16 protein-coding genes are annotated in these 23,032 nt (G+C 54.1%); 7 read left to right on the top strand and 9 right to left on the bottom strand.

All coding sequences use genetic code 11. From position 1 onward, the window contains the following. The 3 genes from pxpA to HBA55_RS31495 all read right to left on the bottom strand — a co-directional run bounded on the left by pxpA (position 1) and on the right by HBA55_RS31495 (position 4,641). Entirely contained in the window at positions 1-732 is a 732-nt protein-coding gene (gene pxpA, locus HBA55_RS31505; RefSeq protein ID WP_166999724.1) for a 5-oxoprolinase subunit PxpA, read from the bottom strand. An 18-nt stretch (positions 733-750) separates the two neighbouring features. Continuing rightward, positions 751-2,121 (bottom strand): purine-cytosine permease family protein, encoded by a 1,371-nt coding sequence (locus HBA55_RS31500; RefSeq protein ID WP_166999723.1) that lies wholly within the window; start codon positions 2,119-2,121, stop codon positions 751-753. Positions 2,122-2,232: 111 nt separating this feature from the next. Continuing rightward, entirely contained in the window at positions 2,233-4,641 is a 2,409-nt protein-coding gene (locus HBA55_RS31495) for a TonB-dependent receptor (RefSeq protein WP_166999722.1), read from the bottom strand. Between the two features lie 180 nt (positions 4,642-4,821). Here HBA55_RS31495 and HBA55_RS31490 point away from each other — a divergent pair, with 180 nt between their 5' ends. Next, positions 4,822-5,736, top strand: a complete 915-nt coding sequence (locus tag HBA55_RS31490; protein ID WP_166999721.1) for a LysR family transcriptional regulator — start codon at positions 4,822-4,824, stop codon at positions 5,734-5,736. A 68-nt stretch (positions 5,737-5,804) separates the two neighbouring features. After that, positions 5,805-7,850 (top strand): sensor domain-containing diguanylate cyclase, encoded by a 2,046-nt coding sequence (locus HBA55_RS31485; protein WP_166999720.1) that lies wholly within the window; start codon positions 5,805-5,807, stop codon positions 7,848-7,850. A 55-nt stretch (positions 7,851-7,905) separates the two neighbouring features. Here the strand turns inward: HBA55_RS31485 and HBA55_RS31480 are convergent, their stop codons facing one another. Beyond that, the gene (locus HBA55_RS31480; RefSeq protein WP_166999719.1) at positions 7,906-8,901 is read right to left on the bottom strand and encodes an alpha/beta hydrolase; all 996 of its coding nucleotides are present in this window, start codon (positions 8,899-8,901) and stop codon (positions 7,906-7,908) included. A gap of 5 nt (positions 8,902-8,906) precedes the next feature. Beyond that, complete coding sequence (locus HBA55_RS31475; protein ID WP_166999718.1) at positions 8,907-10,445, bottom strand: flavin-containing monooxygenase; 1,539 nt, start codon at positions 10,443-10,445, stop codon at positions 8,907-8,909. Between the two features lie 133 nt (positions 10,446-10,578). On the opposite strand from HBA55_RS31475, the gene HBA55_RS31470 reads away from it, so the two are divergent. The 4 genes from HBA55_RS31470 (at position 10,579) to HBA55_RS31455 (ending at position 15,906) form a co-directional block, all read left to right on the top strand. Then, a complete protein-coding gene (locus tag HBA55_RS31470; RefSeq protein WP_166999717.1) occupies positions 10,579-11,604 on the top strand; it encodes an AraC family transcriptional regulator in 1,026 nt (341 codons plus the stop codon). A 9-nt stretch (positions 11,605-11,613) separates the two neighbouring features. Then, a complete protein-coding gene (locus HBA55_RS31465) occupies positions 11,614-12,564 on the top strand; it encodes an endonuclease/exonuclease/phosphatase family protein (protein ID WP_166999716.1) in 951 nt (316 codons plus the stop codon). A gap of 108 nt (positions 12,565-12,672) precedes the next feature. After that, positions 12,673-13,650, top strand: coding sequence for a LacI family DNA-binding transcriptional regulator (locus tag HBA55_RS31460; protein ID WP_166999715.1), 978 nt, complete (start codon positions 12,673-12,675; stop codon positions 13,648-13,650). Between the two features lie 51 nt (positions 13,651-13,701). After that, positions 13,702-15,906: a hypothetical protein gene (locus tag HBA55_RS31455; RefSeq protein WP_166999714.1), complete on the top strand. Its 2,205-nt coding sequence runs from the start codon at positions 13,702-13,704 to the stop codon at positions 15,904-15,906. Between the two features lie 12 nt (positions 15,907-15,918). On the opposite strand, the gene HBA55_RS31450 is transcribed toward HBA55_RS31455, so the two are convergent. After that, positions 15,919-16,143 (bottom strand): hypothetical protein, encoded by a 225-nt coding sequence (locus HBA55_RS31450; protein WP_206020068.1) that lies wholly within the window; start codon positions 16,141-16,143, stop codon positions 15,919-15,921. Positions 16,144-16,368: 225 nt separating this feature from the next. Between HBA55_RS31450 and HBA55_RS31445 the strand changes: the two genes are divergently transcribed. Then, entirely contained in the window at positions 16,369-16,791 is a 423-nt protein-coding gene (locus tag HBA55_RS31445) for an energy transducer TonB (RefSeq protein WP_166999713.1), read from the top strand. An 88-nt stretch (positions 16,792-16,879) separates the two neighbouring features. On the opposite strand, the gene HBA55_RS31440 is transcribed toward HBA55_RS31445, so the two are convergent. From HBA55_RS31440 to HBA55_RS31430, 3 genes are all read right to left on the bottom strand, one after another. Then, positions 16,880-18,340 carry an amidohydrolase family protein gene (locus HBA55_RS31440; RefSeq protein WP_166999712.1) on the bottom strand — a complete coding sequence of 487 codons (1,461 nt, stop codon included), beginning with the start codon at positions 18,338-18,340 and terminating at the stop codon, positions 16,880-16,882. After that, complete coding sequence (locus tag HBA55_RS31435; protein WP_166999711.1) at positions 18,327-20,570, bottom strand: TonB-dependent receptor; 2,244 nt, start codon at positions 20,568-20,570, stop codon at positions 18,327-18,329. The genes HBA55_RS31440 and HBA55_RS31435 overlap by 14 nt, the downstream gene beginning before the upstream one ends. A gap of 75 nt (positions 20,571-20,645) precedes the next feature. After that, positions 20,646-23,030, bottom strand: a complete 2,385-nt coding sequence (locus HBA55_RS31430) for an aldehyde dehydrogenase family protein (RefSeq protein ID WP_166999710.1) — start codon at positions 23,028-23,030, stop codon at positions 20,646-20,648. Between the last annotated feature and the right edge of the window lie 2 nt (positions 23,031-23,032).

The following is a 23,032-nucleotide window of genomic DNA, read 5'->3' as shown; positions in this document are numbered from 1 at the left end:
TTAAACCTCAATGGCAACAACGGAGTTAACACAATTGGCCACCGTCTGTACCAGCGCGACGGCATTGGGCGTGTCGGAATGGACGCACAGGGTTTGAGCCCTTACAGGCAACGTCTTGCCTCCAACGGTAACCACCTCTCCAACCGTCAGTGCGCGCTTTACTTTGTCCGCTACAGTCTGAAGTGGTGGCGCTTTGTGTTCACGGGTGATAATCAGCTGGCCGTCGTCGCCATAATCCAGATCCGCGAAAAACTCGGGGACAAACTCAACGCCCTCGCCACGATAGATACGTTCCTGCAAGGTACCCGCCATTCCGAAAATGGGCAGCTTATACACCTTGGCAGCATCCGCCACGGCATGTGCTACATGTTCATATTTGGCCGCCATACCATAGAGAGCACCATGGGGTTTCAGGTGGCTGAGCCTCAATCCCTCTTTGTGCACAAAGCCCTGTAAGGCACCAATCTGGTAAATGATGGCGTTGCGCAGTTCTTCTCGTGACAACTTCATTTCTCGCCGCCCAAAGCCCTGACGATCGGGCAGAGAAAAGTGCGCACCAATGCGAACGTCGTGCTGTTTGGCCAAGAGCACGGTCTTCTGAATATGGTCCGGGTCCGAACCGTGAAAACCACAGGCAACATTGGCATGGGTGATATGGGGCATAATGCCGGCGTCATCACCCAGCGTGTAGATACCGTAGGACTCGCCCATATCGCAGTTAATAGAAATCATATTATCGCTCTCCACCACTTAGTCCGCGTCGGCAATACCATCCGCCATGGGTTTGGCAAAGGTATTGAAGCGCAAGAGATAAAACACAATCGCGGCCAGTATTGCCGTAACCGGAGCCGACCAGGCCGAAAAACCACTATCGCTATTGAGAAGCAAGATCCCCACCACGGACGCCGAGGTCCAGGCCACTAATCCACTGTGTGGGTTTGCAGGCGTTTCCAGTTCATCGCCGTTTTGGGACAAGGGGGTGATCAGAATGTACACCAGCGCGATAGACACCCACGCCACCACAAAAATGCCCTGATAAGCCAACGCCGAGAGGATAAAACTGAATACGTCGGTTAACATGACCGCAAACACGATAATACCCACGGCGATGGCCACCAATACCTTGGGCAGCGTAACCCCGGTAACGCCCGTGGCAAACGCCTGCAGGTTAACCGTTGCCAATTGAAAGTTGGCGGTATTGATGCGTGTTTGACTGACCCAGATAAACAGCAGCCCCCAAAACCCCATCAGTTTGAGGATGGCAAATACGATGGAGGATTCAGACACTTCTCCGCCCGTTGGAATAGTGGACGCCAGGAATACGCCAATAAGTCCATTGACCATAAATGTACACACATAAAAGGGAATACCGAAGTTGAAACGGGTGTGATACTTGCGGTCTTCACGCTTACCAAAACGGGCGTAGTCCCAGGTGTACATCATCATGATCCAGATGCCCATAAAGTAGCAGAAGCAGTTAAGCCAGCGGGAATCCAGTTGATCACCTTGAGGTCCCATGGACAGCCAGGCATTGCTGTAACCGTATTCCTTCAACGCGAAACCGAGCACTGCCACCAGACCGAGAATGTAGAACGGCAGCAATACACCATTGAGTTTGTCCAGCCACTGACCTACTCCGCCAAACACTAAAGGTACGCTGTAGAGCACAACAAACAGATAGGCGTGCCAGAGTTCCAGCCCTGGAAACTGATGCTGAATGGCCAGGGCAATTACCGAGCCTTCGAACACACCATAGTAAATCGCTGTACTGAAGAAGATCAGGGTTGCCAGGAGCTCACCGGCACGGCCAAACACCCGGCGCGAGAATAATCCCACAGATTGCCCGGTTTCGATGGCGTAGCGGGCAATCAGGCCATTGATTAGACCGTAGCAAATCACCGACGCCATCATGCCGGCGATGGCGTTCCTGGCGCCATAGTTAATGGCCAGTGTAGCCGTGACCACCAGCCAGAACATAGCGCTGAAGAGCGCCCACCAGGCCATGGTCAACGAGCCTTTGGACATGCGCGCCGAGTCCGGCACGGTGGTGGACGAAAAATCGGGGTCCGTGTTGGTGCGGTCGGTATGGACGCTTCCGCTGTCGTTAATAATCCCAGCCATAAGATACCTCAAGGACTCTCTTGATAAAACACGTTGTAAAAAAGACCACCGGGAGTTGCAGTTTTTACGCATCGCTCCCGGTGGCGACAGAACAATCAGCTACGATAGCAACTAAAAACTGTACCGCAGCGACGCACCGGCCCAACGGGGTTTGCCCTGGGCTTCTTCGTTACACCCACACACAGTAGCCAAATCAAAACCAATCACGTTGTAGCGTTCATCGAAGACGTTATCCACAAACAGATCCAGCGCCCAGTTGCCGTCGTGGTCTTCCCAACTGACACGCACGTTGCTGACGATCCAGCTGTCGAACTCGGTGGAATCAAAGTTGGACAGATTGGAGTAAATGCTCGATTGGTAGCTGGTACTGAACTGGAACGCCAAATCACCGGCAAAGATATCGTTGAATGTGTAGCGCACAAACGCCGAGGCAGTGACTTCGGGCGAGAAGGTCGGCTTGACATCCACCAGAATGGAGCCGTCACCGATCAAGTCCAGATCCTCAACATTGGCGTCGATAAACGCCGCCGTCAGCATCACATCCAGGTTATCGATGGGCGATGTGATAATCTCGACCTCTGCGCCTTTCACGGTGGAGTCGTTGTTGGTAATAATGTTGCCCAAACCGGTCCAGCGAGCCGCCTGATAGTCTTTGTAATCGTAGTAATAGGCGGCGCCGTTAAAACGCAGCAGACCATCCATCAGGTCAGATTTAAACCCGATTTCATAAGCGTGCAACACTTCTTTGTCGTAAGGTGTCTGTTCCGCCGTCAGGCTGGCATCACCGGAATTAAAGCTGCCCGCCTTAACACCGCGATTAAACCCGGCATATAGCAGAACGTCTTCGTTAAGCTGCCAGTCCAGTTGTATCTTCCCGGTCCAGAGGTTTTCGCTGCTGTCGTCCTCGATATGAGGGCTGCCGTTGCCAGCGGGTACATCCCAGGCTTTGGGATCATCGTTGTTGGTAAAGTACACGTCAAAGACATAGTCTTTCGATTCTTTGGTACCCCTCAGACCGGTGACCAGTTTTAAACTGTCACTAAGATCGAATTCCACCTGACCGAACAGGGAGTAGGAGGTGGTCTTAAGATCGGAAACACGGGGTTGATCGAAATTGGCCGGAAAACCGGAACTGGAGTTGGCCAGGGCACTCAAGCCCGCAATACTGATCGCGTCAATGTCCAGATAGTAAAAGCCCGTTACCCAACGCATGCTATCGGTGTCACCACTGAGACGGAACTCCTGGGTTACAGAATCGATATCCGCTTCGCCAAACCAGGTATATTGACTCTCGGGCGCCGCCTCCAGATCCAGGGTAGTGAATTTCTCATGGTGCTTGAAGTCGGTAATCGCGGCAAATGTCATGCCGTTGTCGAACTCATAGCTGAAATTGGCGGTACCACCGTAGGTTTCGTAGGTATTGATATCGTCAAAGGCAAAATCGCTGGAGGTGGTAAAGTCGTTGCCATCCGGGTCCAGATAACCATAGGCATCGCGTCCGGCGGGACGGGTTGCATCGTTGTCACCGTCGAAAAAGATATCGACCGCCTCACCATTGGGACCAATAGCCTCGCGAGTTTCATTGGCCGTCACACGGAAGGTATTCAAAGTTCTGCCGTTTTCATCCAGCTGAGCAATAGACGGCGTGGATTGATAAGGCCCCGTGGACTGTTTGGATTCAGAGTAGAAACCAATCAGGCTCAAGTTGGACTGGTCGCTGATATCAATGGCCAGTTGGCCGCGCAGCGCCCAGCTGTCATCACCGCCGAGATCGTCGCCGGTACCCGGCAGGTCGGGCTCACCATTGGTAAGATCTGGCGCATTGCCGTTGGGGTCTTCCACAAAGGTCTGACTTGGGTACTTGTTGTCCAGGTAGCCGTCGTGCTGGCCGGTAAAACCGGACAGGCGGTAAGCAACGCTGTCGCTCAAGGGTCCGGAGATGGCAGCCTCAACCCGGCGCTCGTTGTAAGCGCCAATCTTGGCATCCACATAGCCCTCAAAATCCTGGCTGGGTTTGCGGCTGATAAAGTGCACCAGCCCACCGGTGGCGTTGCGACCAAACAGTGTGCCTTGGGGTCCCTTCAGAACCTCAACCCGGTCCACATCGAAGGTGGCGAAAATCGACCCCTGCTGAAAGGCGACATAACCTTCGTCGATATAAACAGCGTTCGGTGATTCCACATGGTCATTAAAATCGTTCTGGGTAACCCCGCGAATGGAATACTGGCGCTGCTGACCTGCAAAACTGCCGGACAGGGACACTCCAGGGGTAAAGTTGGCAACGTCGGTGCTGTCCTCGACACCCATTTTGCGCATCTGGTCACCGGAGAAACTGCTGATGGCAATACCCACCGACTGCGCGGATTCCTCGCGCTTCTGTGCAGTAACCACCACCTCCTCCAGCATAAAGCTGCCGGATTGCGCATAGGTGTGTGTAGTGCCTATTGCCAGAGTGGCGATGGCAATCGACAGGGCGCTTTTACGGATCAAGCCCTGCCTTGCGGATAAAAAGTGTGACATATCTCCTCCCGGTATCAATCTCGGTATCGGCTGAATTGGTTTTATTGGTGTCGACGTCAATCATGTTGCGCCAATCCTGTAATCCTGTAAATTTCGATTTTAAGATTGCTGTTTTCGGAAAATCCGAATGCTAAACTGGAATCAATACTCTCTAATAGGCGGCAGAAACGGGATAACCTTATGGCCTTCACCTTTAAACAACTGCGCTATTTCATCGCTGTGGCGGAAACCGGCAAGGTGTCAGACGCCGCCGTTGCCGTGAACATTTCGGCCTCCTCGGTAACCGAAGCGATTAAGGATCTGGAGTACTATCTGGGCACGGAGCTGTTCGAACGCAAACGCACTGGGCTCGACTTAACCCCCGAGGGATTTCGCTTTCTTACCCATGCCACCCGCATCCTGAATGATGTGCAAAGTGCCCGGCAGTTTGTGCACGAAGACGCCCAGGGCGTTGAGGGAAAACTGAGGATTGGCTGTACGATAACGGTTGCGGGTTACTTTCTTGCGGGCCTGTTGCAGCGTTTTCGTCGCGCCTTCCCAAACGTGGAAGTGGATATTGCGGAACACTCCCGCATGGAGCTGGAGACGATGGTCGACAAAGGCGATATCGATCTGGCCATGCTGTTGGTCTCCAACGTGCGCCCCAGCAAGAAACGCAATACCGTCTCACTGGTGCGCTCCCAACGGCGTTTGTGGCTGGCCAATGATCACCCCTTACTGGAAAAAGACATAGTCACCTTAGAGGACATTGCTGAACAACCTTACATACAGTTGTTAATCGACGAGGCCAGTGAAACCACCCGAACCTACTGGCATAAATACAAGTTGGAGCCGAGGGTCGTGTTTAAAACAGCCTCGGTAGAAGCCGTGCGAAGCCTGGTGGCGACAGGAGCAGGAGTAACTATTCTTTCGGATATGGTACATCGGCCCTGGTCACTGGAAGGGGATCGAATCAATACCGTGGAAGTCAAACAGCAGATTCCTTCCATGGATACCGGCTTGATGTGGAGCAGTAAGCGTGCGACACCGGATTTGGTAAAACGGTTTATCGACTTTAGCCGCCTGCAATATACTTCCGGTGGCCACTCTCGTTAGACCCTATTAACCTTTACCGCACCAGGCTTCTGATCTAGGCTTTTTAGAGTCAACCCCGGCGCGCAGGCATGACCAAAACCTTCTTTCTGGACGACAGCTGGCTCCTCACCGACGCTCTCACCAGCGAGTACCGGCTGGGGTTAGTGTTGCTGTCTTACTTGACCGCGTGCCTTGCCGCCTACGCCGCCTGGGGGTTGTCGGACCAGTACCGGCAGGAATCCGGTCGATCCCGGCATTGGGTATGGTTGGTGGGCGGCGGATTTGCCATGGGTTGTGGTATCTGGGCCATGCATTTTATTGGGATGCTGGCCTACTCGCTGCCGATGACTGTGACCTATGATCTGACCATTACCCTATTGTCCATGCTGCCTGCGGTTATCGCCAGTAGCCTCGCCATTTACATCAATAGCCGCAGAACGGTCTCACTGCGCAATATGGCGTTGGCCAGTGTGTTTTTTGGCATCGGCATCGGCACTATGCACTACATCGGTATGGCCGCAATGCAGCTCGATGCAACCATGTTGTACGACAAGGTGTTGTTTGTGTTGTCGATTGTGGCTGCAGTGATGCTGTCGTACATCGCGTTGAAGATGAAGTTTCTGACCGAAAACACCCTCTCCGGACGCTACTATCTGCGCTTTAAAGTAACCAGCATACTGATCATGGGTGCAGCAATCACCGGCATGCACTATATGGGCATGGCCGCCGTATACTTCTTCCCGAACAGCGAGAGCCAAAACCTCGGACCCGGTATTGACCCGGTACTGTTATCCAGTCTGGTGATGATTGCCACAGGCCTGGTACTGACGCTTGCCATTGTGGTGACCCGGTCCAATCAGGAAATCCGCCGCGCCAATGAGTCTCTGTACTTTAGCCGCGAGCGGCTGCGGCAGGCCATTGATACCATCTCCGACGGTTTTGTTCTCTATGACGCCGAGGACCGGCTGGTGATGGCCAACCAGGTGTTCAGGGATATGTACCCCGAAATGAGTGAGATGATCAGACCCGGTCTTGAATACGAAACCTTTGTAAAAACACTTGCCTCGCATCTCAAGGATAAAGATTCGGATCAAATCAATTATTTTCGACAGCGGCTGGATTGGCACCGCCACCCCAATGACACCTTTCACGAGCAACTGCACGACGGACGCCAGGTATTTGGACGGGAACGGCGGGCCGATACCGGCGACGTGGTAGGTGTCTGGACGGATATTTCCGTATTGAAACAAACCGAACGCAAGCTGGAAGAAAGCCGTAGTCAAATGCAGGCGCTGCTGAGGGCGACACCAACCCCCATTGTCGTTCGGGCCCTGTCTGATCGCAAGGTGCTCTATTTGAACAACACCGCCAGAAAATACGCAGAACAGCAAAACATCGATCTCAGACCCGGACAGATAAAGACGGCATTGGATACCGAAGCCTTATCCCAGTTGGAGCAGACGTTGTTTGAAAACGGCGAAATCATGAATCAGGAAGTGTCTCTCTATACACTGGACAATCAAATACGAACCCTGGTGTATTCCGCGGCTATGATTACCTACGATTACCAGCGATCGATTCTTTACTCATTTGTGGATATCACCGAACGCAAGGAACTGGAAGAAAAACTGCGTGAACTCGCCCATACAGATTCCCTGACCGGGTTGCATAATCGTCGTTTTTTCACCGACCAGAGCAAGAGAGCAATTGCATTGGCATTGCGCAACCATGATCCCCTTACCATGATGATGCTGGACATCGACCACTTTAAGCGTATCAATGATAACTTTGGCCACGACGCCGGTGACAAGGCGATTCAGGCAATGGCAGATATTTGCCGGGACTGTGTCCGCCAGGTGGACATTATTGGCCGCATGGGTGGCGAGGAGTTCGGTATCGTCTTTCCGGGAAAACCGCTGGAAGAACTCGAACCGGTTGCCGAACGCCTGCGACAGCGCACCGAAGGTCACCAGCTCATTATTGATGGGAACCCGATTGAGTTTACGATTAGCCTGGGGCTGGCGCAATTACGGCTGGAAGGCGACTCCCTTGAGGAGGTGATGAAGCGGGCGGACGTTGCGCTTTATAAAGCCAAGGAGGCGGGACGCAACCGCGTGATAAACGCAGAAAATTGAAATAAAAATTCCCAAGTAGTGTTTCTGGATGGGCACTTAGTGTTTGCCGCTCCACTTATGCCGACTTTGCTAATTGCCGCCTTGAGCTGTTGGCATCTACCGTTTGAACAAACCGGCCCAGTCGCGCCAATGCCGCTGCGGAATCTTTAAGTACTGGTACAAACGTCTGGTAGACATGAAACTGATGCTCCACAACATCCATCTCCACAGGCACGTGATATCGTTCTAACTTTTGATGAAACGCCCGGATTTGGTCGATAAAAATCTCTGAACCCCCTGCCTGAATATAAGTGGCTGGCAGCAGCGAGGGATCGAAATTGGAAAAGTCCACACGCGGATGATTCTTGGCGGCTTCACCCATATAGAGTGAATACCACTGTTTGATCAGACCCCGATCCAACAGGTCGGTACTTTCGCAGCCAATCATACTTCCTTCGCTGGCGTTGGGTTGGACCCAGGGGGAGATCAGTATCGCAGCGGCAGGCGTGGTGGCTATGTCAGTGGTTGCCAGTGACTGCAAAGTAGCGAGTACCAATGCGCCTCCCGCGGAATCGCCACCGAGTATTACGGGTATCTCTGTAAACTGCTGCAATATGGTCTGAGTAACGGTCAGACAATCGTCCTGCGCCGCCGGGAACCTGTGCTCCGGCCCCAGCCGATAGTCCACCCCCAATACCCAGGCATTGGATTCCATTGCCAGATGCGCCAGGGTATTACGATAGCCATCCACGGATCCGATTACGTAACCGCCGCCGTGAAAATAGACCAGCACCCGCTCCGGTTGCAGGGAGTTACGCGGTCTCGCCCACTGACAGGGAACGCCCGCAATATCAGTGTGAATAAAGTCTACCTTGCGCTGCAGGGGTGAGTAGAGCTTCATCAGCGCCTGACGCCGTCGCAGCCATTGAGGTGGATGGTGTTGCGCTGCCTTCAGTAAACCCTTGGAGATTCGAAACAGCAGTTCCGTGCGCAGGCTTCTGCCCGCAACGCGTTTGCCGTTGGTGAGTAAACTCCAAACCGCCGACAGAAATATTTTGATTATATCGACCATTGCCATTATTCAGCCGTCACGGTTTCTTTTCGCTTTTTTCCCCTGGCCATCGGCTGGGTCTCTGCCGCAATCGCAGGTGCTGCAACCACACGTCGCGTCGACAGGTCCGCCAGATTCGGCTCCGCCATCTCCTTCACCCATTTGCCCCAGGTGTAGGGCCACAGGATCGGATCACCGTCCGCGTCCAGATACCAGCTCTTACAGCCACCCACCCAAACAGTGCTACTGAGACCGGCCTTGATGTAAGCCATAAATCGGTCCACCGCGGTTTCTGTGGCTTCCACTTCGTCAAACAGATTCTCTCGCCAGCGATTGATCAGCTTGATGATGTACTGGCTCTGGACCTCACTCATGGCGATCACGGAGAAGTTGCCGATGGGTGTATTGGGTCCCAGCATCAAAAAGAAGTTCGGATAGTTGGGCACCATCAGCGAACGGTAGGCCCTGACTTTATGGCGCCAAGCATCATCAATATTCAAATCTTCTTTGCCCACCAGATTCATCGGTCGCATGTAGGCGGTGGGATCGAAACCAGTGGAGAGGACGATCACATCAAGTTCGTGGTGCTGGCCATCTTTGGTGTGAATACCGGTTTCGTCGATACGCTCAATGCCTTCGGTAATCAGGTGTGCATTGGGCTTTTGAATCGCCTTGTAAAAGGTGTTATTGATGATCAGGCGCTTGCAGCCCACCTGGTAATCCGGCGTCAGCTTATTACGCAGTTCAGGGTCTTTGACACTGAATCTCAAGTTCAGCTTGCACCCCCACTCCATGATTTTGCGCTGCACCTTGCGGCCAATCACGGCTTTGGTAAAGATGTGCTCCAGACTGCGGGTAAACCAGACCCGGCGACGATTCATCATGTTCGGGTTTTGGCGGAAACGCTCTTTCATCTTTTCAGAATAGAGACCGTCGGGAATCTTAAAGATCCACTGGGGAGTACGCTGGAATACGGATACCTCTGCACCCATATCAACCAACTCGGGAATCACCTGCGCGGCCGTTGAACCTGTACCGATAACACCAATGCGCTTGCCGCGCAGGTCAATGCTGTGGTCCCACTCGGCGGTGTGAAACATAGTGCCGGCATAGGTGTCGATGCCGGGGATATCCGGTTTGGCCGGGTGGTGCAGAATCCCGGTGGCAGAAACCACAAAGTCAGCCACGATGGTATCGCCCTTGGAGGTTTTTACCGTCCACTTGCCGTCTTTATAAACCGATGAGATCACTGCCTCGTTAAGGCGCACCTTTTCACTCACACCGTACTTGTCCGCCACTTTCTGGAAGTACTGCTGAATCTCGTGGCCACGGGCAAACACGTTGCTCCACTCGGGGTTGGGCTCAAATGAGTAGGTATACATATGGGAGGGCACGTCACAGGCAACCCCGGGGTAGGTATTTTCCCGCCAGGTACCACCAATCCTGTCGGATTTTTCCAGGAGAGTGATGTCGGTGATGCCTGCTTCCCTGAGCTTAATGGTCATCAGAATGCCGGTCATACCGGCGCCGATAATCACCACCGATGGGTTTCTTTTTGCTTCCATAGTTGTCTCCCGGACAAAATCAAACGCTGAACTCGATCATTGTGAAACCCAGTGTAGATCCACCCCCCCATTGGAGGAATGTGGCCAGCGGCCATCAGTTGTGAAAAACGGCCAAGTGCTATAGTCTTTGCCCATGGCAATCAAAAACCTGACACCTGCTCAGATGGCCCACCATATTAAGGCCGTACGCCCCGCTCTGGAGATGATGAGGACTCTGGGGTTTGGCCCTGAAGCCTGTCTGGAGGGCACCGGGCTCAGTCTGGCGAGGCTTGAAGACCCGGACCAGGGCATCACCCAACAGCAGGAGTACACCTTTCATCGCAATCTATTGCGGCTCAGCGGCGATCCCTTACTGGGGATCAAACTAGGACTGAGCTACCGCCTGGAGAGCTATGGGTTATTTGGCTATGCGGTTCTGAGCGCTCAAACGGTGGGCGAAGCGCTGCAATTGGCTTCTGATTACGGTGCCCTTACCTTTACCCACTTCTGCACCGAGCGATTTGAAGAGGGCGATGTTGCAGGCTTTGCCTTTAGCCATAATTACCCTCTGCCTGCCGATTTGCTGCAGATGTTCTGTGACAGGGACATTGTTGCCGTCGCCAACTCTCAGGTGTTGCTGGGGTTGGACGATTTTAACGCGATACGGGTACGTCTGATGCATAGCGCCCACGAACACCTGGGTGCCTATCGCGACTATTTTGAATGTCCGGTCACCCTGGGGCACTTTCGCAACGAAGTTCTGTTCGACAAAGAACTGCTGAGTCGTCCCTTGCCACAACGGGATATGGAAACCTCTGCTTACTGTCGCGAACAGTGCCGTAAATTGCTCGACAAGCTCAGTCAACAGGGCACGTTTATTTGTAGCGTGCGAGAAGCGCTGGTGGCCACACCCGGCTATTTTCCAAGCGTTGAGGAAGTGGCTGAAAAACTGGGGTTTTCCGTAAGAACCCTGCGCCGACATCTGGATAACGAGGGCAGCAGTTACCAGAAACTGCTGACGGAAATCCGCCATCAGCTGGCATTGGATTATCTGGCAACAGACGTCTCAGTAGAGCAAATTGCCGAAATGCTCGGGTACAGTGAGACCGGCAACTTTTCCCACGCGTTCAAACGCTGGCAGGGAGTATCGCCCAAGCAGTATCGGCTGCAAACCAGGTAGGCATGCAGCGTGATAACTATACCCAAGTGCCACACCTTGATACTCCATTGTTTGCTGACACTGTCTCTTGTCATACCAGAGGCAAACGCAGACACCGCTCAGTCTCAAAATCCTTCAGCCCAAAAGCTGCGTATCGCCAGCTGGAACCTCGCCTGGCTGGGGTCCGATCCCAATAACAAACGCCGTCAGCACGACTATCGCCAGCTCAGCCGCTATGCGAGCGAGTTGAACGCGGATGTGATCGCACTGCAGGAAGTCGAGAATGCCAAGTGGGCGAGCAAGGTTCTGGGCAGCGGCTACGACTATTACTTTTCCAGCCGGGATGCGTCGCAACGGGTGGGGTTTGCGGTGCGCCAGTCGCTGCCTCTGCAAAGGCACTGGCGAGAGTACAGGGCACTGGATACCGGCAATCTGCGCTATGGTCTGGATCTGACGCTTTCCGGTGCGCGGGACTCCCTGCGGCTGTTAGCCGTGCATTTGAAGTCCGGCTGTTTTCGCGAGTCGTTGGCGCCCAAGGATATTGATAAAATGCCGGTTGTCAGCAGCAAGCAACGTTATCGACGCCGCTCCTGTGACCGACTGCGTGAGCAGATTAAGCCCCTTGAGCGCTGGATCGACCGACGCGCTGCCGAGGGACAGGCGTTTGTCGTATTAGGGGATTTTAATCGCCAGCTAACGACGGATGTGGAGCGCGAATACGGCGAACGGGAGGGGCTGTGGCAGGCCCTGGACGATTCGGGGGCCGAGGCCCTGTGGACGCCTGCCTTGAACAAAGAGTCCCGCTGCTGGGGCGGGCGCCACCGGCAATATATCGATTACATCCTGTTGGGCACCAGGGCTCAAACTCGCTATGTGCCCAAGTCCTTCCGCCAGCTGCTGTACCGCGAGCCCTACCAGCGTGAGCGGGCTCAGCGGTTAAGCGATCACTGCCCTATCTCCATTGAGTTGAACTGGCTATAAGAACATCGTTTCCGCAATAATTCGATCAAGGATTCCAGTGAATATTTAACTTAACAAACGCTCATGTTAAGTTAAACACCTTCATTCCAAGCGGTTACTTGAGCAGCCATGGCCACCCTGAAAGATGTCGCAAACAAGGTGGGCGTTTCCGTCGCCACCGTCTCCTACGTGCTGACCGGGCGCGGTTCCGTCAGTAAGGAAATGACCCAAAAGGTATTGGACGCGGTTAAGGAACTCGGCTACCGCCCCAATCGCAAGGCCCAGGCCATGCGTACGGGCAAGAGCAAGTCCATCGGCATGATCCTGCCGGATTTGACCAAACCTTACTTCCCACACCTGGCCCAGAAAATAGAAAGCGCTGCCCGTCAGCAGGGCTACGCGGTACTGCTGGTAGACTGCCAGAATGAAGTGGAATCCGAGCCGGAGGGTTTTGAGCTGCTGGTGCAGCAGGGTGTGGACGGCATTATCTGGTTCCCCATGGGTCAGGAGATGCCGGTTAACCTTAAGACCCTGAACTGCCCTCTGGTGTTGCTGGATCTGGTTGAACTCAACGGCTACGACAGCGTTCACTGTGACTTTATCAAGAGCGCCAGCATGCAGGCTGAATACGCTTACGAGATGGGCCACCGCCGGGTAGGTCTTCTGGCCGGTCCGCAGAACATTGAATCCGCCCGCGAGCGGCGCAAGGGCTTTCTGCAGGGTGCAGAGGGCAAGCTGGACATCGTCTGGGATTTGGAAGTGCCTTTCTCCACCGAACTGACTGATGAGGCCCGCGAGGCACTGCTGGCCCGGGATGTCACCATGGTGATCTGTGCCGATGACCTGATCGGCATCGGGGCCATGAGTGCGCTGCAGGAGAACGGGCTGCATGTGCCGGAGGACATTTCCGTTATGGGTTGCGATAACATCCCCTGGTCCACTCTGGTGTCTCCCAAACTGACCACCATTAATCAACCCATCGAGGCGATCGGCGCGGAGGCAGTGGCCATTCTTACGCGCAAGATCAACACGCCGGATTCCACAGCGAGGTCTACCAAAATGGATGTGGATTTGGTTGAACGGGAATCGGTGCGGCGGTTGAGCTGACACCTGAATGATCGTGTAGATGGACCTCCAGGGCAATTGCAGGATGCAACTATGAATAAGATAACCACGCTAGCTATTGTCGCTGCCAGCCTGGCAAGCGGCTTTGGTTTGGCCGTCCTCTCACCCTTCAGCGCCTGGCAGTCGCAGCCGGATGGCCTGTTCTCTCAGGAGAGTCCAACGACGGATTCGTCCCCAATTACTGCCGCGCCCGCTGTCGGCATCAACACCATAAGCCTGCAGGACGCCGAACACGAACGCGAGTCACAATTTCGGGGAGTCAGTTCTGTTGCTGACATTCTCACTTTGCCCCACGACTTTATGCAGACTGAGGCTCTGTACGTAATGGCAGGCCGCGCTGATGTCGACCAGCTGCACCAGTACATCGACCAGGCTGAAGCCCTGCTCTATCCCGATGAACGAAAAACAGCGCTGCAGATTCTCTATTCCAGATACAGCGAAATAGATCCGCGAGCGGCGTTAAATCACCTCCATGCCAAACAACTGGATATTGCGGACAATCTTATCTACGGAATTTTCAATTCCTGGGCCAAAGTAGATTTGAACGCGGCCATCGCCAGCGCCAACAATCTGCGTATTGCCAGACAACAGAAACTGGCCAGTGACGCCATTCTGGCTGCCTACGGCAATCGCCAACCGCAATTACTGCAAGACATCGCCAACCGTCTGCTGCGGCACAGTAACATCGGCCGCTTTTCCAGCATTAGCCTATTGGCTAATGCAAGCACAAATCCTGAAGACAGCATTCGACAGGCGCTGGCCATTGCCGATGTCAACGTACGCCGCGACAGCCTGTTCCGCATCGGCCGTGAACTGGCAAAACACAATCCCAGGCAGGCGCTCGATTATATGCAAGCCATTCCCGAATTACCTTTACGCAGACAACTGCAACAGCAGCTGCTCAACCAGTGGGCATCGGAGTCGCCCCGCGAGGCACTTGACTATGCACTGCGGGAAACTCACGCCAATGTCCGCCAGAACAATATCCGCGCAGTGCTGCAGGTCATTGCGGGGAGCCAGCCCGAACTGGCGTTGCAACACCTGAATGCGCTGGAAGGCAGAACGCGGCAGCGGGCGGCAACAACCATCTTCAGTCAGTGGGCATCCCAGGATATACACAGCGCCGTTGCGGCTGCCGCAGCCCTGGAAGACCCTCAGACGAAACAGCGGGTTATCTCCGCCCTCAGCCATCAATATGCCCGACAACATCCCCACGAAGCCATGGCATGGGCCGATCAGCTGCCGGATCATATGAAAGCCAGTTCGATTCAAAACGTGATTAGCAGTGTGGCTCAGCAAGACCCGGACAAAGCGATTGAGCTGGCTTTAGGCAATACCTCGGGCATGAAACAAACCCGGGCACTGCAATCCATTATTGGCCAGATGGCAAACTCAAACGCTCGCCGCGCCACGCAGTACCTCAGCTATCTTCCCGAAGGCTCCGTCAAGGACAACACCGTGAGAAATCTCGCCGCCAACTGGGCTCGCGCAAACCCCAGGGAAGCTGTTGACTGGATCCGTGAGCTGGAGGGTCGTCAATATTCCGGAGCCATGCAGAGTATTGCTCAGACCGTCGTTCGCCAGGATCCGGAGTTTGCGGAGCAGCTGCTGGTCGAGTTACCCAACCACGAGCGTCAGCAGTGGGTGACTGAATTAAGCAGCATCAAAGCAACAACCGATATTGACGGGGCCTTCAGCTGGCTCAGTCAATTTGCGCAAGAACCCTACTACAGCCAGGCTATTGATCGAATTTTGCAGGTCAGCGCGGCCACGGATACCGCCCGCAGTGTGCAAATCTTTGAAACCCTCGAAAACCAGGCGGAACATACCAACGCGGCTCTCACCATTGTGAGCCGATGGGCGCAGCAGGACCCCGCCAGCGCTGTGAGCTGGGCCACAACGCTGTCTGATCCCAACTCCAGACAGCAAGCGATGGATGCCGGTCTCGGACAGTGGCTGCGCTACGACCGGCACAGTGCTGTTGAATGGGCGGTCAATCTGGAGGAGAGCGAAAGCCGGGACCAGACCTTAACGTCGATGGTGCGACAGACCACATACACTGATCTCGACCTGGCGCCACTGATTAACAGCATCAGCTCAGACGAATATCGCAACGAGGCCACCAAAATACGCTTCCGCAATTTGTGGCGGCAGGATGCGGAAGCCGCCGAGCGATTTCTGGACCAGGTTTATGTTTCTGACGCATTGAAAGAATCTCTGCTTTCCATACGCCATTGACGGATGTGCGACTCACGAATGATCGTGCTGCTTGAGAAATTCGCGAATAAACAGCCGAATTTCTCTGGCCGCACTGGTGTCCATTTCATCACAAAGCCGGACAAACGTATCTCGCTGCTCTTTATTGATACGAATAATCAGCTGGCTGTCTTTTTTGACTGCTTTCTTTGAAGTCTTTTCGGACTTTGCAGACCCCTTCTTTATGCTGCTTTCCTGATCAACGCTTGGCATGTTCATACTGCTGCTTTTCTCCAACAGATGTCTATCTTTTGTATATACATCCCGATGTCTTACATTGCTTATGTTACAAAAGTATGAAATATGCAGCGTGTAATAAATATTTCATATAACTCGCGAATCCGATGTATATACTTTGAGTATGCAATGTAATGCATCGCTTTCATTAGATAACAAATCGAACCATTAGCACGCTCCAGGGACTGGTGTGTCGGAGGAACAAATATGAAAAACTTGCTGAAAATTTCTGCTTTTGTGGCTTCTTGCTTTGCCTCGCTCAGTATTTCCGCTGCCGAGATTAGCGCCGCTGATTTAGCCAAAGGGGTGACAGAAGTCATTGAAGTAACGGAAGTTCAACCGGAGTATCCCTCCATTGCACTCTTCCGCAAGCGCGAGGGCAGCGTCATGCTCAAGTACACCATCGATGAATCCGGAGCCCCCAGTGATGTGGAACTGGTGTCCGTCAATGGCTCTGAATTGTTCGTTCACTCATCCATTCGAGCGTTAAAGGCCTCTCGTTTCCAGCCGGTGCTGCTAAACGGTGAGCCGGTGCGTGTCAGCGGCCTCTATCGTAAATACAGTTATGTTCTTTCGAACAATTACGGCAAGCGCACGCATCAGCAGAACGACCTGATGGCGTCACTGTAGAGCTTGGCCGTTTGCCTGCCGACCCAACTGTTTCTCACTGGCGTTGTTGATAAGTTATGGTGTCGACAGGCAGATTTGTCAGCAGCGGCTAATTTGCCACAGGGGCGAGCGCAGTGGAAATTTCCCGGGCTTTGGCCCTGGCCGCTGCCCGCACCTTTCCAGCGTCCAGGCTCAGGACTTTACCATTCTCCATCAGTACACGGCCTGAAACTATGGTGGTGACCACATCCTGGCTATCCGTTGCGTAGATAAGGTGAGAAATCACATTATAAAGAGGCGCCACCCGGGGGCTGTCCAAGGCCACTTGAATCATATCGGCACGCATGCCGGCTTTGAGTTGGCCGGTTATCTCGCCCAAACCCACCGCCTGCGCACCCATACGGGTGGCCATAGTCAAAGCGCTGTAGGCAGGGATCAGTGTTGGGTCGCCATTGTTGGCCTTGTGAATCAAGGCTGCCAGGCGGATCTCTTCCCACAAGTCCAGATCGTTGTTGCTGGCCGCACCGTCGGTACCCAGGCCCACCAATACACCAGCCTCCAACATCTGCGGCACCGGGGCGATACCTGAAGCCAGTTTGAGATTGGAAGTGGGATTATGAATGGCGCCCACTGTCTTGCCCGCCAACATAGCCATTTCTTCGGCGTCCGGGTGCACCATATGAGCAGCGATCAAGGGCAGCTCCAGCATGCCCAGATGGGCAATATGGCGAACCGGTGTGCGCTGGTAGCGTTCCTGAATCAGTTGCACTTCCGACTCTGTTTCCGCGACGTGCATGCTTACCGGTACTTTTAAACGCTGAGACGCCTCCACAACCTGACGCAGATGCTCCGGTGATACCGTGTAGGGAGCATGGGGCGCAAACGCGGGGATAATACGCTCATGGCGCCCCTGCCAACGACCAATAAAGGCCTCAGCCGCCGCAAAAGAATCATCCCAGCCTTTAAAGCCCGGACTGGGAAAGTCGATAGAGGGTGAGGCGAGTACCCCCCGCAGGCCACATTGCTCGACCACTTCGGCTATTACATCGGGATAGAAGTACATATCAACAAAGCTGGTGACACCGCCACGAATCATTTCCCAGCAGGCCAGCTCTGCGCCGACCTTGATAAACTCCGGATTTACAAACTGGCCTTCCATGGGAAAAATATAGTTATTGAGCCAGTCCATCAGCTCCAGGTCATCCGCCATACCACGAAACAGTGTCATGGCGGTGTGGGTGTGGCCATTGACCAGTCCCGGCATCAATACACGGTTCTTACCGGGCAGTTTTTTCCGTGCCCGATAGGATTCATCAACGCCTTTTGCCGAACCCACGGCGACAATGTCTCGACCTTTAACCGCCACAGCCCCCTGCTCAATCACCTTCGGTTGATCCGCATCCATGGTTACCAGATAGTCACCATAAACGATCAGATCCACTTTTTGTTTACCGGCCCAGCTGGGCTGGGTCGCGAACAGGCTCAGCAACGCCCCCAGTGTTATCGCGCGCAAAAAAAATCCGGGGTGCAAACCCCGGATTTCTTGCGACTGAAGATCAGTCGAACTCATAGCGAACTTCCGCTCCCCAGTAGCGTGGCTCGTTAACAAAAGCCGTCAGGTTAAGAAAGTTAAGCGCTCCATCCACGGCGATCTCATCCGTAACGTTCCGCCCGACCAGTGCAACATCCAGATTGCCTTCGGGATTCTTGTAGCCCAAACGCACACCGCCAATCCAGCGGGAGTCTGCAACAAATTCCACCGATTCGTGGTAGAAGATGTTGGAATCCGAGCGATAGTTCCAGTCGGTAGATGCGTAGAGCTGCCCTGCATCAATATCCACACCGTACCAAAGATTGATATTGGCGATCCACTCCGGTGCACGTGGCAGCGGATTACCGTCAATGGACACTTCGGTGACCTCGCCGAAAAAGCCGTCACGTGTGCCAACGACGGGGTCTTTACCGGTACACTGGGGCGTGGATCCACAAAGATCATCACGCAGACTGCTGTCACGAATTTCCGAGTCGTTGTAGCTCAGGTTGGCGTTAATACGGAAATTTTCACTGACAAGAATCTCCAAGTCTGTTTCCAGCCCCTGGCCCACCGTTTCATCGGCGTTCAGCAGAGAGTTGGTGTTGGCCTCACCCCCGGTAGCGGTCAGCTGCTGATCTTCAATCTCGTAGCGATAGACCGTGGTATTCCAACGGGCACGGCCGTCGAGCAAAGTAGCTTTAAAGCCGAACTCGATGGAGGTCAGCGTCTCGGTATCTGCCTCACTGGTAAAACCAAAGCGACCAATGGTCACCGGACCGCGGGAGGCATTACCCGCGCGACCAAACAGCGTCCAATCCTCGTTCATGTCGTAGGTCAGAGCCAGATCCCAGTTAACGTAGCTGTCGTCTTTTTCGATGCTCGCAGGTAGCGCAAAAGAGCCGGTTCCAGGGACCACATCAAGCTCCTTGTCGTCCTCGGTGTAACGTAAACCGGCCGTCACCTTCAAATCTTCACTCAGACTATATTCCACCTGACCAAAAATGGCGGCAGAAGTGGTTTCCTGCTCGGTAAAAGTAATCGCGGTTTGCGCGTTGGAACTTGGGTCGAAGTCCACGTTATCTACCGTTAGGTCTTCCTTGAAGTAGAACAGACCGGCCTGGTAGAACCAGTTGTCCTGCTGAGAAGAAATGCGCAGTTCCTGGTTAAACTGATAATGATCTGAAAGACCATCACCTGTGGCCACGCCAAAGAAGGCATTGAATCCCAGCTGGCCGATATTCTCCGGGCCACCGATGATACCGCCATCAATATCCCCCCGAGAGAAGCTGTCCAAAGTGTCGTAACCGGTGATGGATACAATGGTGTAGTCTTCGGCATCGTAAGTCAGGGTCAAGGCACCACCGGCGTGGTCGATCTCGCCGTCAGTGGTACTGTCTTGGGTCAAGTCCTCAGGATCAAAACCGGAACGCACACCCTCTTTGCCCACTTCCAGGGCGTTGGCATAAAACGGCTGAGGCGTGTCGCCATCCTGTTTGAACGCGTGCAGTTTAACGAGTGCTGTCAAATTTTCGCTGGGTTTGGCCAACACTTGCAAGCGATAGGCATATTCGTCAAAGCCGCCGATTTCCGAGCCATCTGCATTGTTATCGATCCAGTCGTCACGGCCGAGGTACTTGAATGAGAAACGCGCGGCGACACTTTCTGACAAGCCGCCACCAATCGCGCCTTCAAAGCTGCGGTTGCCGCGCTCACCGTAGGAGGCCTGCAGATAGCCTTCAGTTTCAAAGGTGGGGCGAACAGTATCGATCTTCACAATACCCGCCGGCGTATTGCGACCAAACAGGGTTCCCTGGGGGCCACGCAGCACTTCGATTTGCTGTACATCGTACATGGGAATGGCCTTGAGAATCGCATTTTCCAGCGCGATATCATCCATCACCATGGACACGGGTTGGTTGGCGTTCACATCAAAATCGGTGTTACCCAGACCGCGAATGTAAAAACGCGGTGACTGGCGACCGTTGGATGATTCGATTTGCAGGCTGGGCACCCGGCCGGCCAGAGCGCGAATATTTTCACCACTACCGAGAAAGTCCCGGCTGCTCTCAGCAGAAATCGCCGACACGGATGCGGGTACATCCTGCAGGCTTTGGGCGCGTTTCTGTGCGGTAACGATCACCTCTTCCAGCGCCAATTCCTGGGCAACGACCGAAGTTCCTCCGGTCAGGGTGGTGGCGAGTACAGCGGCGGCCAGAGTGCCCCGGCGTACGCCGTTTTTAATTAACAGATGTTCCTGGGTTGTCATGGCGTAATCTCCTCAGACAATTCAGTAAAGTGTGATTGCTTTTGTTATTGATAAACCTACATGTCTCTCTGACGGCTAAATGGAATCCCCGTAGGGAACCCAGATATTTTTAACCTGCGTGGCTTCACGCAGAAATTCTTTGCCCTGGCCATCATCGTTGGCGAGCCAGTCGATCTGACGGCCACGATTCACCCAAGTGCGTTTCAAGTTACTGACCGATGCGGCTTCCACCATGGCGCTGCCATCTGCGTCGCCCTGATACCAGATGGCATCCACCTGGTTATGTTCGGCCAACACTTTCATCAATTCTTCGCGCTCACCGGTGACGATGTTAATAACCCCGGAAGGCACATCTGAGGTTTCCAACAGCTGATAAAAATCCGTCGCTATCAGGGCGTGTTCACGGGAAGGCACCAGTACCACGCGATTACCCATGGCCACGGCCGGGGCTAACAGCGACACCATCGACAACAGCGGCGACTCGTCGGGGCAACCTATGCCCAGAATACCCAGGGGCTCATTCATCGCCAGCGCCACACCTTTGATAGGTGGCTGATGCACTGCACCATCATATTTGTCCGCCCAGGCCGCATAGAAAAACAATCTTTCCACACTGGCTTGAACTTCACGAACAGCCTGCGCGTCACTGACACCGGTAAGGTTAACCAGCCGCCTGGCCAGCTCCTGTTCCCGATACGTCAGGTTTTCAGCCAAAAAGTATAGTATCTGTGCGCGATTGTGCCCGTTGCTGTTACTCCAGCTGCCGGCTTTAAATGCCGCCTCAACAGCATTGCGAATGTCTTTGCGGTTGCCTTCTCCGACCAGGCCGGCCTGGGCGCCATCCGCTGCCAGTACCGGCAGGCTGTAACCGCTGTCCGGGCGCACCTGCTTGCCACCGATATACAACTTGGCAGTCTGGTCAATGCCGGGCAGGCTCTGGCTTGGCGTTTTCTTGGCTGCTTTTGCAGACTTTTTCGTGGCTTTCGGCTCGCTTCCGGTTTTATCTTTCAAATAGGCGTACATGCCCTCACGACCACCTTCACGACCAAAACCAGACTCTTTGTAACCGCCAAAACCACAGGAGGCATCGAATTGGTTAGTGCTGTTTACCCAAATCACACCGGCTTTGACCTGGGGCGCAACATCCAGCGCCCTGTTCAGGTTTTCTGACCAGATGCTGGCAGCAAGACCGTAGCGGGTGTTGTTGGCCAGCGCAATTGCTTCCGCCTGAGTACGGAAGGTCATTACACTTAATACCGGTCCAAAAATTTCTTCGCTGGCGACAACATTGCTCGATTCAACTTCGGTTAACAATGTAGGTGGGTAAAAACAGCCTTCGCTCGGGCACAACTGTTCGGGCTGCCAGAGAATAGCGCCCTCGCTAACACCCCGCTGTACCAAAGAATCGATGCGTTGTTTTTGAGAGGGATCGACAATCGCACCGATATCGGTGTTTTTGTCGAGGGGATCTCCCACTCGTAAGGTTTCCATGCGGGTTTTGACTTTTTCCAACAGCCGGTCAGCGATGCCTTCCTGGACCAGCAGGCGAGAGCCCGCGCAGCACACCTGGCCCTGGTTAAACCAGATGGCATCCACCAGACCTTCAACGGCACCATCCAGATCAGCGTCATCGAATACGATAAACGGAGACTTGCCGCCCAACTCCAAGGTCAGGTGTTTACCGCTGCCGGATGTCCGTTCGCGAATCTGACGACCCACTTCGGTAGAGCCGGTAAAGGCGAGCTTGTTAACGTCCGGATGATCCACCAGGAATGCGCCAGTGCGACCGTCACCAGTCACAATGTTAACCACACCGGGCGGCAGACCCGCCTCCTGGCAAAGTTCGGCAAACATCATCGCCGTCAGGCTGGTGTACTCGGCCGGCTTTAAAACCACGCAGTTTCCGGCCGCCAATGCCGGTGCAATTTTCCAGGCCAGCATCAACAAGGGGAAGTTCCAGGGAATAATCTGCCCGACCACACCCAGGGCTTCGAAATCACCCAGTTCAGATTCCTGCAATTGCGCCCAACCGGCGTGGTGATAAAAATGACGCACGGCCTGGGGGACATCAATGTCGCGGGTTTCGCGAATGGGTTTGCCATTATCCAACGATTCCAGCACCGCCAGGCGGCGGGAATGCTTTTGCAGCAGGCGCGCAATGGCGTAGAGGTAACGGGCGCGGCCGTGGCCACCCAAGGCCCACCATTCGGACTGTGCCGCCCGTGCGGCGTTTACGGCGGCATCGATGTCGGACTCACCGCCCTGGGCCAAGGTGCCCAGGTGTTCGCCGTTGGCGGGATTGGTACTGTCGAAGGATTCGGCTTGTGCGGGTTTTACCCATTCGCCGTTAATAAATAACTGAAATCCTTGTTGGTGTTGTTCTAACCACGCCTCAACGTGGCTGGTACTCTCCGGGGCTGGTCCGTAGCTCATGGTGTCAAAAATTTCTGCAATGCTCATAG

Source organism: Pseudomaricurvus alkylphenolicus, assembly GCF_011683955.1.
GTDB classification, from domain to species: domain Bacteria; phylum Pseudomonadota; class Gammaproteobacteria; order Pseudomonadales; family Cellvibrionaceae; genus Pseudomaricurvus; species Pseudomaricurvus alkylphenolicus.
Note: the sequence above shows the minus strand (reverse complement) of the source record. Positions and strands in the feature narration are given on the sequence as shown.

Excerpts from the sequence above, each read along its gene's own strand:
- pxpA (WP_166999724.1), bottom strand. The coding sequence starts at position 732 with ATGATTTCTATTAACTGCGATATGGGCGAGTCCTACGGTATCTACACG.
- HBA55_RS31500 (WP_166999723.1), bottom strand. The coding sequence starts at position 2,121 with ATGGCTGGGATTATTAACGACAGCGGAAGCGTCCATACCGACCGCACC.
- HBA55_RS31495 (WP_166999722.1), bottom strand. The coding sequence starts at position 4,641 with ATGTCACACTTTTTATCCGCAAGGCAGGGCTTGATCCGTAAAAGCGCC.
- HBA55_RS31490 (WP_166999721.1), top strand. The coding sequence starts at position 4,822 with ATGGCCTTCACCTTTAAACAACTGCGCTATTTCATCGCTGTGGCGGAA.
- HBA55_RS31485 (WP_166999720.1), top strand. The coding sequence starts at position 5,805 with ATGACCAAAACCTTCTTTCTGGACGACAGCTGGCTCCTCACCGACGCT.
- HBA55_RS31480 (WP_166999719.1), bottom strand. The coding sequence starts at position 8,901 with ATGGTCGATATAATCAAAATATTTCTGTCGGCGGTTTGGAGTTTACTC.
- HBA55_RS31475 (WP_166999718.1), bottom strand. The coding sequence starts at position 10,445 with ATGGAAGCAAAAAGAAACCCATCGGTGGTGATTATCGGCGCCGGTATG.
- HBA55_RS31470 (WP_166999717.1), top strand. The coding sequence starts at position 10,579 with ATGGCAATCAAAAACCTGACACCTGCTCAGATGGCCCACCATATTAAG.
- HBA55_RS31460 (WP_166999715.1), top strand. The coding sequence starts at position 12,673 with ATGGCCACCCTGAAAGATGTCGCAAACAAGGTGGGCGTTTCCGTCGCC.
- HBA55_RS31455 (WP_166999714.1), top strand. The coding sequence starts at position 13,702 with ATGAATAAGATAACCACGCTAGCTATTGTCGCTGCCAGCCTGGCAAGC.
- HBA55_RS31450 (WP_206020068.1), bottom strand. The coding sequence starts at position 16,143 with ATGAACATGCCAAGCGTTGATCAGGAAAGCAGCATAAAGAAGGGGTCT.
- HBA55_RS31445 (WP_166999713.1), top strand. The coding sequence starts at position 16,369 with ATGAAAAACTTGCTGAAAATTTCTGCTTTTGTGGCTTCTTGCTTTGCC.
- HBA55_RS31440 (WP_166999712.1), bottom strand. The coding sequence starts at position 18,340 with ATGAGTTCGACTGATCTTCAGTCGCAAGAAATCCGGGGTTTGCACCCC.
- HBA55_RS31435 (WP_166999711.1), bottom strand. The coding sequence starts at position 20,570 with ATGACAACCCAGGAACATCTGTTAATTAAAAACGGCGTACGCCGGGGC.
- HBA55_RS31430 (WP_166999710.1), bottom strand. The coding sequence starts at position 23,030 with ATGAGCATTGCAGAAATTTTTGACACCATGAGCTACGGACCAGCCCCG.